Below are 11821 nucleotides of genomic sequence, written 5' to 3' on the forward strand. Positions count from 1 at the left end.
CCGAAAGCGACAGATCCCCGCGGAACTTCTCCGGACATCTGTCGCTTTCGCGGGGTGTTCGACGGCCGTCAGTGCAGCAGTGTCGCTTCGGCGGCACCGACCGCGTCGCCCGCAGCCGCGGCGGCACCGACCGCACCGCCCGCCGTGACCGCGTCGCCCGCAGCCGCGGCGGCACCGACCGCACCGCCCGCCGTGACCGCGTCGCCCGCAGCCGCGGCGGCACCGACCGCACCGCCCGCCGTGACCGCGTCGCCCGCAGCCGCGGTGGCCCCGGCACCAGCAGCCCCTGCCGTCGGCATCCGGAAGAACGCGAGCTCCCACTCCGCCGAACGCCGGAACGCCCGCGCCATCCGCCCCCGCTCGTCGGGTGTCGCCGCACGGGCTGCCTCCTCGACGAGCCGGGTCGCCTCGGCGCTCGACGCCGCGAACCCCGGGTCACCGTACGCCGTGATCCAGTCCGCGAAGGCGTGCCCGTCCGGCGCGACCCCGAGCTGCGACCCGACCCAGGCGTAGACCCGGAAGCAGGGCAGCACCGCGGCGGCGAGCACCGCACGGGAGCCGGAGTCGGCGGCCTGCTGTAGGTGCGCGAGGTACCCGGCACACGTGGGGTGCACGGGATCGTCGGCGTGCGAATCGGCCAGCCGACGGTGGTGCAGGTCGCGCGCCTCGTCGGCACACCCCTGCGCAGCCGCCGCCCAGAACGCAGCAGCATCGCCAGCAGTACCAGCACCGCGCGCACCGACCCCGAGTGCCGCCAGGTGCCGCTCGTACGCCCGCAGGTAGTGGACGTCCTGCGCCAGGTAGCCCGCGAACACCTCCGGCTCGAGCGTCCCGTCCCGGAGCCCCACCAGGAACGCGCAGCCGATCGTCTCCTGCAGCACCGACGCCGCATCCGCCCACCACACGTCCGTGTACGACAGCGCCGGCAGGGCTGATCGCGCCTGCGCCCCGTGGTCGACCGGGCCGTTGCCGCTCCCGACCGACAGTGCGTCGGCCCCGCGCAGCGCCGCCGTCAGCCACTCCTTCGCCACGCCGACCGCGAGTTCCCAGTCGCCGTGCCGCGCGGCGAGCGTCGCGATCGCACTGGAGAGCGAGCACCCGGTGCCGTGCGTGTTCGTCGTCGTGACCCGGGGACCGGTGAACACCCGCACGGTGCCGTCCGGTGCCACGAGCACGTCGTCCGAGGTCGGCCCCTCGTCGTGCCCGCCCTTCGCCAGCACCAGGACGTCCCAGCGCGCCGCCACCGCACGCGCCGCCGCCAGCGACGAAGCCGACGCCGACGCACCACGACCGGGCACACCGGACCCGGCCAGTTCCGCCAGCACCACGAGCTCGGCCCCGTTCGGCGTCACCAGGTCGGCGAGCCCGAACAGCGCACCCATCGCCGAGGCTGCGTCCTCGTCGAGCAGCCGGTCCCCGCTCGTCGCCACCATCACCGGGTCGACGACGACCACCGGCGGCCGGTGCTCCCGCAGCCAGTCCGTCACGACCCGCACGACGTCGGCGGTGCCGAGCATCCCGATCTTCACCGCGTCGACCACGACGTCGTCCGACACCGCGTCGAGCTGTTCCCGCAGGAACCCGACGTCCGGCACGTGCACCGACCGCACCCCGTGCGTGTTCTGCGCGACGAGCGCCGTCACGACCCCCATCCCGTACCCGTCGTGCGCGGCGATCGCCTTGAGGTCCGCCTGCATCCCGGCCCCGCCCGTCGGGTCGGTCCCGGCGATGGTCAGCACCCGTGGGACGCTCATGCGTCCGCCCCGTGGTGCGTGGCGTCGGCCTGGAGGGACGGATCGCCGGCATCTGACGGCCTCGCCTCCGTCCCGTGGCCGGGTCCAGGGCCCCACGCGGCCACGTACGCCGCCGCCGCGGATCCGGGGTCGGCTGCGGCGCAGATGCCCGACACGATCGCGACGCCCGCGGCACCGGCAGCCCGGAGCGGCGCGACGTCGTCGAGGGTCACCCCACCGATCGCCACGCACGGCACGTCGGTCGCGGCGGCCAGCCGGGCGAACCCGTCGTGGCCGAGCGCCGGCGGGTGGTCCGCCTTCGTCGCCGTGGGGTGCACGACCCCGACGCCGAGCAGGTCCAAGGTGCCGCGGGGGAGTCGCTCGACGGCAGCCAGGTGCGCGAGCGTGTTCGCGGTGAGACCGACGTGGGCGTCCGCGCCGAGCAGGGCACGGGCAGCGGTGACGGGGACGTCGGACTGGCCGAGGTGCACGCCCGCGACCCGGTGTCCCGCGTGCCGTGCGGCGAGGGCGACGTCGAGCCGGTCGTCGACCACCACCGTCGCACGGTCCCCGACGGCGCCGGCGACCGCGGCGGTCAGGGCGAGCAGGTCACGCGCCGAGGCGTCCTTGTCCCGCACCTGCACGATCCGGACCCCGGCGTGCACGGCGGCAGGGACGACCCCGAGCACCCCGATGCCGTGCCGGTCGGCCAGAGCGCCGTCGGTCACCAGGTAGACGCCGAACCCCGCAGACTGCAGCCCGCTCATGCCGACACCGCCCGGGCATCGACCACCGGAGTCGTCTCGACCGTGATCCGGGCCTCGCGGACGACGTCCTCCGGGGTCAGCGACGCGAGCCGGTCGAGGAACAGCGGCTGGAAGGTCCCCGGCCCACCGGCATCCCGCGCCGCGAGCTCCGCGGCGATCGTGTGCACGGCGGTGGCGGCGACGGCAGCGGCACCCGCGTCCTCCGGCGCGACCGACGTGAACGCGGCGACGACCGCGCCGAGCGCACACCCGCCACCGGTGATCCGCGTCAGCAGGTCGGTCCCGTTCGCGACCCGGACCACACCGATGCCGGGCGCGACCAGCAGGTCGACCGCACCCGACACGGCCACCGCGGCCACGAGCCTCCCGTCCGAAGCGGCGACGGACGCGACCCGGGCGTCCTCCGTGCCCACCGTGCTGTCGACCCCGCGGCCACCGGCCGAGTCGCCGAGCAGGGCGAGCACCTCGGACGCGTTGCCCCGCAGCACCGTCGGGCGCAGCGCGAGCAGATCGCGCGCCAGGGCGGTCCGCACCGGCAGCGAGCCGACCGCCACCGGATCGAGGACCCACGGGGTCCCCGCGTCACGGGCGGCGTGCACGGCCTCGAGCGCGGCGACCCGCGGTTCGGCGTGCGGGGTACCGGTGTTCACCAGCAGGGCATCGGCGACGCGGGCGAACGGCCCCGCCTCGGTCGGCACGTCGACCATCGCGGGCGAGGCCCCGAGTGCGAGCAGCACGTTCGCCGTGACGTTCTGCACCACGGTGTTCGTGATGCACTGCACCAGCGGCGCCCGGGCACGCACGGCCTCGAGCAGTTCGGCGGTTCGGTGGGCCCAGGCAGGGGAGGGCGCAGCGGTTTCCATGGACGATCCCTTCGCGAGTACGAGCTCGAGCAGGTTCGACGGGTGTGATCTCAGCCGCTGGATGCGGCACCCCGTGTCTCGAGCGACACCGTACACGACGCCCGGTGACCACTTCGAGGCCCGCTCCGGGCACCGTGTGCCAGGGTTGGACCGTGCCAGATGCAACGCCCCCCGGGCCCCCACCCGGCCCCCGCGATCCCGGCGACGCCTGGGCGGTCGGCCCCGACGGCACCAGGGCGTGGGGACGCTTCGGCGCCGCCGGCCTGCTCGTCGACGACGGCGCCGGCCGCGTGCTCCTGCAACACCGCGTCGAGTGGAGCCACCACGGCGGCACCTGGGGCATCCCCGGCGGCGCACGGCACCAGGGCGAAGCAGCCGTGACCGCCGCCCTCCGCGAGTCCGCCGAAGAGGCCGGCGTCCCCGACGACGCGATCACCCTGCGCCACACCGCGCTGCTCGACCTGGGGTTCTGGACCTACACGACCGTCGTCGGGCGCGCCTCCCGACCCTTCGAACCCGTCATCGCCGACCGCGAGAGCCTCGCGCTGTCGTGGATCCCGATCGACCAGGTCGACGACCTGCCCCTGCACCCCGGGTTCGGCAGGTCGTGGCCGGCGCTCCGCGCCACGGTCGCGACCACCCCGCACGTCGTCGTCGACGCGGCGAACGTCGTCGGCAGCGTGCCCGACGGCTGGTGGAAGGACCGAGCCGGCGCCGCGTCACGCCTGCTCGCACAGGTGTCGGCGCTCGCCGCGGGCGGTGTCTCCGCATCGTTGCTCGACCTGCCGTTCGCACGGTGGTGGCCGCGGTGGACCGTGGTGCTCGAGGGAGAGGCCCGGGCCGCCGCAGACGTGGGCGGTGCTCGTGCAGACCGCGGTGCCGACACGGATCGCGGTGCCGGCGCGGGCCTCGGCGCCGCCACCGGCGCCGCCACCGGCGCCGTCGACGTCGTCCGTGCTCCGGCCTCCGGCGACGACGCCATCGTCGAGTCCGCGCGGGCCGCGGTGCAGGCCGGCGACGGGCCGGTCGTCGTCGTGACGGCCGACCGCGAACTCCGCGACCGCGTCGAGGCCCTCGGCGCGGTCGTCCACGGGCCGTCCTGGTTGCGCGACCAGCTGTAGCCGCCTGGACCGCCGTGTTCCGGATGGTGACCGAGCGGCCGTCGGTCGCTGCCGGTACGCTGACCCTCCGTCAACGGAGACGCAACACGCAGGAGGTTCCCCTTGGAGCGCATCACCAGGGCCGACGACCGAGTCCACCGCCCCGCCGGGCCGTGGACCCCCACGGTGCACCGGCTGCTCGCCCACCTGCACGAGCAGGGGTTCGTCGCAGCCCCCGAACCGATCGCCCTCGGTGACACCCTCGAGACGGTCTCGTTCGTGCCCGGTGTCGCGGGCGAGTACCCCTGGACCGAGGACATCGCCAGCGAGGCCGCCCTCGTCACCAGCGCCCGCCTGCTCCGCCAGTTCCACGACGCTGCCGCCAGCTTCCCGCGCAGCGCCACCGACGACCTCTGGTCGCAGGCCGACCGTGCCCCCGTCGAGACGATCGTGCACGGCGACTTCGCCCCGTACAACTGCGTCTACGACGGCATCGCCGCCGTCGGCCTGATCGACTTCGACACCGCCCACCCCGGGCCCCGCGTCTGGGACGTCGCGAGTGCCGTCTACCGGTTCGCGCCGTTCACCACCGGCGCTGTCGAGGGATCGACCGCCCCCGACCTCGACGAGCGGCTCGCGCGGGCCGCCGAGTTCTGCCGCGCCTACGCCCTCGACGACCGCTCCCGGGGCGTCCTGGCCGAGACGATGATCGCGTCCCTCGTCGCCCTGGTCACGACGATCGAGCACGAGGCCGCCGCCGGCAACCCGAAGTTCGTCAGCGACCTGCAGCACGGCCACGCCGACCTGTACCGCGCCGACGTCGCCTACCTGGAGCAGCACGCCGACGCCGTCACCGCCGCCGTCGCGTGACCACCAGCCCCGCGCGGCTCCGCACGGCGCGCTTCGCGGCGCAGGGCATCGCGGTGCCCGGGCTGCGACCCACCGAGGTCGTCGAGCGGATGCTGGCGGTGCAGGGGCAGGACCTCGGCCAGGTGCTCTGGGCCATCGGGGTCCGCGCTCCCGGATCGACGCGGGACGACGTCCGCGAGGCCTTCGACCGCGGGGAACTCGTCCGCTCGTGGCCGATGCGCGGCACCCTGCACGCCCTGCGGTCCGACGACCTGCGCCTGCTGCTCTCGCTCACCGCCGAGCGGACGCTCCGCACGATCGCCCGACGCGCCGCCGAGCTCGGCATCGACGACGCCCTGCTCGGCCGGGCCCGGGACGCGACGATCGCGGCCCTGGTCGGTGGTCGTGCGCTGGTCCGGGACGACCTGTTCGCGGCGTACCGCGCTGCGGGCATCGACCCGGCCGGAGGCCGCGGCTACCACCTGGTCCTGCAGCTCGCGCAGGAGGGCCTCGTCGCCTGGGGCCCCACCGCCCGCGTCGGGCAGGGGCTCGTGCTGCTCAACGAGTGGGCACCCGCCACCGCTGAGCTGCCGGACCGCGACGAAGCCCTCCGCCGGGTCCTGCTCGGGTACCTGCGCGGCCGTGGCCCCGCGACCGAGGCCGACGCCGCGAGCTGGACGAAGCTGCCGCTCGGTGACCTCCGCCGAGCGCGGTCGGCGGCGGGGAACGCGGTGGAGGACCTCGGCGACGGGCTCCTCGACCTCGCCGACCGGCCGGCAGCCGCGCGCGTCCCCACCGGGCACCTGCTCCCCGGCTTCGACGAGTACCTGCTCGGGTACGCCGACCGGTCCGCGCAGCTCGACCCGGCGCACGCCGACCGGGTCGTCCCCGGGGCCAACGGCATGTTCCTGCCGATGGCCGTCGTCCGGGGTCGCGTCGTCGGCACCTGGAAGCGCACCGAGCGCCGGGCCGGGCACCTCGTCACCGTCACACAATTCGGTGCCCTCGACGCGGCATCGGTCCGCGCGCTCGAGGCGGCGGCCGCGCGGTACGCGGCGTTCCTCGGTGCGCCCGTCGCGACCACGGTGGTCTGACGCGACCACCTGCGGACCGTGTGCCGAGGCTGCCCGGCCGCACCGCCCCTCCAGACCGCACCCAGCAACCATGCGGCGGACTCCGACACTGCCTCCGGTAATGTCGCAGGGCCATGACGGACAGCCCGGCCGACGCCACCCCCTACGAAGTCCTCGGCGTCCCCGCGACGGCTGACGACGAAGCGCTCCGCCGTGCCTACCGGCGGGCCGCCCGCGAGACGCACCCCGACCTCGGCGGCGACGCCCAGCGCTTCCGCCAGGTCCAGCTCGCATGGGAGCGCATCGGCACGCCGGCAGCCCGGCGGGCGTACGACGTCGGGTCCCGCGCGTACGGCGCGTCCGGGGCGACCGCCGGCAGGGGTGACACCGGTCGCGACGCCTACGCGCCCCCGGCAGCGCGTCGCGACACCCGCCCCCGGGCCCGGTCCCACGGACACCCCGGCGGTCGGTCGCGCGAGGTCTTCCTGCAGGCCGAACGCGAGTGGGTCGGGCTCGGCGACCCCATCGAGGACCCCTACGACCCCACGCTCATCCGCTCCGCGCCGCGGCACATCCGGCGCCTGCTCGCCGAGGCCCTGGCCGAAGAAGCGACCGCGCTGATCGTCTCCGACATGGGGATCGGCGTCACGGTGTGGCACGACCTCGACGCCGGAGCCGAGGGCAAGCTCGACCACGCCGTCCTCACCCCGAGCGGACTCTGGGCCGTCGAGTCCATCGACTGGGGCGCTCCGGTCCGCGTCGAGCACGGCGAGATCGTCGGCGAGACGCTCGCGCCGGGGGAGCGACCCGTCAAGGAACTCGTCCGCGCCGCCCGTGCCGTGCAGAAGCAGACCCGGGTGCGGTTCTCCGGGCGGCTGCTCGTCGTGCCGGACGCCGCCGTCACCGAGGACGTGCAGCTCGTCGGCTCCCCGAAGAAGCCCACCGCGCTCGTCGTCCGCCGGAGTGCGCTCGCCCAGGTGCTGAACGGCGTCTGGTCGCCGGCCGGTTCCGTCGACGTGTTCGAGATCCGCGACCGCCTGCAGCAGACCGTCCGCTTCGTCTGACCCTGACGCCTGCGGCCTGACGCGTGGCGCTGGCCCCGGGCTCCGGGCTCCGGGCTCCGGGCTCCGACCGTCACCGTCCGACGCGTCGTACGATCACGGCATGCGCAAGGAGGTCGTCGTCGTGGTCGGCGGGTGGGAGCACGACTGCTGTGGGCCCGCCTACGAACGGCAGACCACGGCGGCGTTCACCGCGTACGGCAGGACGCCGCGGTTCGCCGAGTCCCGGCACCACGACGACCCGTTCGGCATCACGGAGTTCCGTGGTCGGGTGGCCGATCTGCTCGTCGTCGCGGAGGACGGCACCCGCATCCCCGTCCACCGCATCCCGTCCGGTCGCGCGCTGGGCGGATCCGATCCGGACGACGACGGGCACCTCGAGGTGCCCTGGACCGGAGAACGGATCGAGGTCGAGTCCGACACGTTCGAGATCGTGGTCCATGTCCACGTGCCCGGGTCGGGGCCCGGGAAGCGTCAGTAGCCGCGGAGCTTCTCGAGGTCGCGGCGTTCCCGCTTGCTCGGCCGTCCGGCGCCGCGATCACGCATCGGGACGAACCCGGCCTCTTCCTTCGACAGCCGCGGCGGGGTCTTGTCCTCGAAGTGCTTCGCGGCCTCGGGGGCGCTCGTCCGCTTCAGGATGATGCCGGTCACCATGACGATCCGGTCGAAGCCGTTCTGGCGCACCCGCACCTCGTCGCCGGGGCCGATCGGCTGCGCCGGCTTCGCGCGCTCCCCGTTCACCCGGACGTGACCGGCCTTGCACGCGGCGGTCGCGGCCGACCGGGTCTTGGTGATCCGGACGGCCCAGATCCAGCTGTCGACCCGGGCCTTCTCCATGCCGACACTCTAGGCGGCCCGTACCCTGGGGCGGTGCATGCGGACGAACAGGCGGCGATCGCCCGGGCCCGTGCCCTCGGGGTGCTGCACGACGCCGCGATCGGGGACCGCCTGGTGGTCCGGGCGCACCACGGTGACGGCGCGCAGGACGCCCTCGGTGACCTGGTCGCCCAGACGCCCGACGCCGTGACGATCGCCACCCGCCGCGGCCCGGTCGAGGTCCGGCTCGCCGACGTCGTCGCCGCGAAGCCCGTCCCGCCGCCCCCGCCCGCGCGGCCCGCGCGGCGCTGACGCGCTCGGCTCGCACCGTGCGGACTTGTCGTGCTGTCGAGCCGGGGTCGCACGGTGCGGACTTCGTCGGCGGGTGCGTCGTCGGAGGCTGGGTGCGGGGTTGTGGTGCCGCACGGAGCCACCAGCCCCGCACGGTGTGGCGGAGGCGGCACGGTGCGGGATTCGCGGAGCCGGGGTCGCACGGTGCGGACTTCGTCGGCAGGTGCGTTGTCGGAGGCCGGGTGCGGGGTTGTGGTGCCGCACGCAGCCACCAGCCCCGCACGGTGTGGCGGAGGCGGCACCGTGCGGCATTCGCGGAGCCGGGGTCGCACGGTGCGGACTTCGTCGGCGGGTGCGTCGTCGGAGGCTGGGTGCGGGGTTGTGGTGCCGCACGGAGCCACCAGCCCCGCACCGGCTGACGAACCTCGCACCGTGCGAACCCGACGCGCCCCGCCCCCCCCGTACACCCCACCCCACCCCACCCCACCCCACCCCACCCCGCCGCGCCACCCGGCCCCGCCCACCCCGGCGAGCCGCAGGCCCCCGCGCCCCGCTCCCGACATACGCTCATCCCATGGCAGTCCCCGTCCCGCTCGGCACCGAGGACCGCACCGCCCGCCTCACCCTCCGCCGCCCGGACTCCTGGCGCCGCGAGGACTCAGCCCACGCGGACCTGCGCGTCACCGGCGACGACGTCGTCCTCACCGTCCGATCCCGCCCCAGCGACCGCGCGATCGGCGACGAGAACACCGGGCTGCTCGAACGGCTGCCCGGCTCCGTCGAGGGCCTGCTGCTCGTCGGCTGCGACCCGTGGACCACCGCCGGCGCCCCGGCCCGGCTGGTCGAGTACGTCCGGCCCGACGAGCACGGCGACGTCGCCGGCACCCACCTGCTCTTCGTCACCGGTCGGCACCGCGTCGACCTGACGATCGAACGCCCGCTCGCCCGGCTGCTCGAGACCGACGACCTCGTGCTCGCCGTCCTCGAGAGCGTCCGCGCCACCGAGACGGCCCCGGTCCGCCCCGAGCGTGACCTCGAACCCCTGCCGGCCCCCGCCCCGTCGGCACCGCTCGACGGCCCACGGCTCAGCACGGACGCGATCGGCACCCTGCAGAGCCTCGCCGGACGCCGGTGGAACCCCACGCTCCTCCGCACCGCGGCGGGCCGCGAACTCATCGAGGCGGGCCTCGTCGGCCGGCTCGGCACGCTGCCGGAGTCGACCCAGACACTCCTCGAACCCTGGCAGGGCGATGCCCAGCCGGTCACGCTGGAACAGCACCTGCCCGACGGGGGCGAGCCGCGCCTCCAGGCCTGGTCGCAGACCGTTGTCGACGGGACCGACGCGGCGGGTGCCGTGGTCGCGTCCGTCACGCCCGACCGGGCCGTCGCGCTGCTGGCCGGGAGGCTCGGCATCGGTCCGACGTGGACCTTCCCGTTCCGCACGGGGTCGCTCCCAGGGCACCTGCTCGGCCGCAAGCTGGCCGGCGGTCCGGACGCACCGGACCTGCCGGAGGCCCTCGCCGAGGCGGACCCGCGCCTCGCGCGGTTCTGGGCCGCGCCGTGGACCGTCTCGTACCTGCGTCGACCGGGCAAGCCGAAGCCGATCACGATCGTGCGGGCCGAGGGGCACGGGTTCGCGCGGGTGGGCGCGACGAAGGCCGGGGAGACCGCCTTCCGGACGGACTCCCCGGCCAACGTCTACCGGTCGGTGGTGCGGGCGCTGCTGGGCTGAGCGCGCCCGGGTTCTCCCGCGCTACGCGGCGGGGCCGGCGGTCAGGGTGATCGTGACCGTCTTCGCGGCGCCGGTGCTGTCGGTGTACCGGACGCTCACCTTGTCGCCGACCGAGTGCGACTGGACGACCTTGGTCAGCTGGTCCGAGCTCGTGACCGCGGTGCCGTCGATGCTCGTGATCGTGTCCCCGGCGGTCAGGCCGGCGCTCGCGGCGCCGGAGCCCTCGACCGTGCCGGCGACGGCGACGCCGCCCGTGGTGCCGGAGGTGTTGCTGACCTCGACCCCGAGGAACGCGGGCAGCCCGATGGTGATCGTGCTCGAGGACTCCCCGGCGAGGATCTTCTCGGCGATCGTCTTCGCGGTGGTGATCGGGATGGCGTAGCCGGTGACGTCGGCCGTGCCGGAGGACGCTGCCGTGGCCATGCCGACGACCTCGCCCTCGCTGTCGAGCACCGGTCCGCCGGAGTCGCCGGAGACGATGTCCGCCGAGATCTCGATCAGGCCGGTCAGGGACTCGGTGCCGGTGCCGGACTCGCTCTGCACCTGGATGTCCTGGTCGGTCGCGGTGACGGTGCCCTCGGCGGCGACGAGGTTGCCGGTGCCCTCCGCGTTGCCGACGTCCTTGACGGTGTCACCGGTGCTCGGCTCGCCGTCGTCGTCGAGCGTGACCGTGGACAGCCCCGAGGCGTTCTCGAGCTTCAGGACGGCGACGTCGTTGGTGGCGTCGGCCCCGACCACGTCGGCCTTGTACTCCTTGCCGGTGGTCTCGTCGGTGACGGTGATGCTCGTCGCGCCCTGGATCACGTGGTTGTTCGTCAGGATCGTGCCGTCGGAGGTCAGGACCATGCCGGTGCCGGCCGCCTGTGACGACTCGTCGTAGTTCAGGACGGTGTTGATGGTCACGACGCCCTTCTTGTCGGCGGCCGTCGCCGCGGTGGCGGGGGACTGGGTCGTGCCGGTGCCGGTGCTGCCGTCGCCGCTGGTGCCGCTGCCGTCCCCGGGCACCGTGAAGCCGTTCGTGCCGTCGCTGCTGCCGGTGCCGTCGGTCCCGTCGGTGCCGGATCCGGTGCCGGGGAGCGTGGTGGTGCCCTGCGACTGGCTCGACGTCGTGGTCGTCCCCTGCGAGGACAGGCCGAGGGCGGTGCCACCGGCCGCACCGACGATGGCGAGTGCAGCGATGCCGGAGCCGATCATCAGTCCCAGGCGACGCGGACGCTTCGTCGTACCGGGGTGGTTCGCGGTCGCCGCCGAGTACGCCCAGGCGTGGTTCGCGCCGGCGAGGGCGGGGCTGCCGATCAGGTACGGTCCACGGCCGTCCGGCGTGTAGGCGTAGGGGCCGGAGCCGTCCGGACCGTAGAGGTAGGGACCCGAGCCGTCGAACGCGTACGCCGGGCGCAGGGAGGCCGGGTCGGCGTGCGGCGCCTCCCAGTACATCCCGGGAGCCTGCTGCTGCGCGGCGGGGGTGCCGTCCTCGTCGTGGTCGGCGGCTGCGGGGTTCGGGGTCTCGTTCATCGGTGCTCTCCGGTCGTCCCTCGA

12 protein-coding genes and 1 riboswitch are annotated in these 11821 nt (G+C 75.0%); of the genes, 7 read left to right on the forward strand and 5 right to left on the reverse strand.

Annotated features, from left to right (window positions below):
- Positions 1-68 precede the first annotated feature (68 nt).
- From thiD to thiM, 3 genes are all read right to left on the reverse strand, one after another.
- A complete protein-coding gene (gene thiD / locus DEJ29_RS07185; protein WP_284174262.1) occupies positions 69-1754 on the reverse strand; it encodes a bifunctional hydroxymethylpyrimidine kinase/phosphomethylpyrimidine kinase in 1686 nt (561 codons plus the stop codon).
- Positions 1751-2500 (reverse strand): thiamine phosphate synthase, encoded by a 750-nt coding sequence (thiE, locus tag DEJ29_RS07190; protein ID WP_111095036.1) that lies wholly within the window; start codon positions 2498-2500, stop codon positions 1751-1753. The genes thiD and thiE overlap by 4 nt, the downstream gene beginning before the upstream one ends.
- Entirely contained in the window at positions 2497-3363 is an 867-nt protein-coding gene (gene thiM, locus DEJ29_RS07195) for a hydroxyethylthiazole kinase (protein ID WP_181438195.1), read from the reverse strand. Before thiM ends, thiE begins: the two co-directional genes overlap by 4 nt.
- Positions 3352-3447, reverse strand: a riboswitch (TPP riboswitch). Its footprint overlaps the gene before it by 12 nt.
- 68 nt (positions 3448-3515) lie before the next feature.
- Between thiM and DEJ29_RS07200 the strand changes: the two genes are divergently transcribed.
- From DEJ29_RS07200 to DEJ29_RS07220, 5 genes are all read left to right on the forward strand, one after another.
- Positions 3516-4484, forward strand: coding sequence for an NUDIX domain-containing protein (locus tag DEJ29_RS07200; RefSeq protein ID WP_111095035.1), 969 nt, complete (start codon positions 3516-3518; stop codon positions 4482-4484).
- 102 nt (positions 4485-4586) lie between these two features.
- On the forward strand, positions 4587-5333 hold the full coding sequence (locus tag DEJ29_RS07205) for a phosphotransferase enzyme family protein (protein ID WP_111095034.1): 747 nt from the start codon (positions 4587-4589) through the stop codon (positions 5331-5333).
- On the forward strand, positions 5330-6406 hold the full coding sequence (locus DEJ29_RS07210; protein WP_111095033.1) for a winged helix DNA-binding domain-containing protein: 1077 nt from the start codon (positions 5330-5332) through the stop codon (positions 6404-6406). Before DEJ29_RS07205 ends, DEJ29_RS07210 begins: the two co-directional genes overlap by 4 nt.
- 113 nt (positions 6407-6519) lie before the next feature.
- Complete coding sequence (locus tag DEJ29_RS07215) at positions 6520-7449, forward strand: J domain-containing protein (protein ID WP_071405400.1); 930 nt, start codon at positions 6520-6522, stop codon at positions 7447-7449.
- A gap of 100 nt (positions 7450-7549) precedes the next feature.
- Positions 7550-7927, forward strand: coding sequence for a hypothetical protein (locus DEJ29_RS07220; RefSeq protein ID WP_181438194.1), 378 nt, complete (start codon positions 7550-7552; stop codon positions 7925-7927).
- Here DEJ29_RS07220 and DEJ29_RS07225 read toward each other — a convergent pair.
- Positions 7921-8283: an RNA-binding S4 domain-containing protein gene (locus tag DEJ29_RS07225; protein WP_071405402.1), complete on the reverse strand. Its 363-nt coding sequence runs from the start codon at positions 8281-8283 to the stop codon at positions 7921-7923. The genes DEJ29_RS07220 and DEJ29_RS07225 overlap by 7 nt on opposite strands.
- A gap of 33 nt (positions 8284-8316) precedes the next feature.
- Here DEJ29_RS07225 and DEJ29_RS07230 point away from each other — a divergent pair, with 33 nt between their 5' ends.
- Positions 8317-8574: a hypothetical protein gene (locus DEJ29_RS07230; RefSeq protein ID WP_258367174.1), complete on the forward strand. Its 258-nt coding sequence runs from the start codon at positions 8317-8319 to the stop codon at positions 8572-8574.
- A 553-nt stretch (positions 8575-9127) separates the two neighbouring features.
- A complete protein-coding gene (locus DEJ29_RS07235; protein ID WP_111095396.1) occupies positions 9128-10285 on the forward strand; it encodes a hypothetical protein in 1158 nt (385 codons plus the stop codon).
- A gap of 21 nt (positions 10286-10306) precedes the next feature.
- Here DEJ29_RS07235 and DEJ29_RS07240 read toward each other — a convergent pair whose 3' ends face one another.
- Positions 10307-11797 (reverse strand): trypsin-like peptidase domain-containing protein, encoded by a 1491-nt coding sequence (locus DEJ29_RS07240; RefSeq protein WP_258375975.1) that lies wholly within the window; start codon positions 11795-11797, stop codon positions 10307-10309.
- Positions 11798-11821 lie beyond the last annotated feature (24 nt).

This window comes from Curtobacterium sp. MCPF17_021, from assembly GCF_003234605.2.
GTDB classification, from domain to species: domain Bacteria; phylum Actinomycetota; class Actinomycetes; order Actinomycetales; family Microbacteriaceae; genus Curtobacterium; species Curtobacterium flaccumfaciens.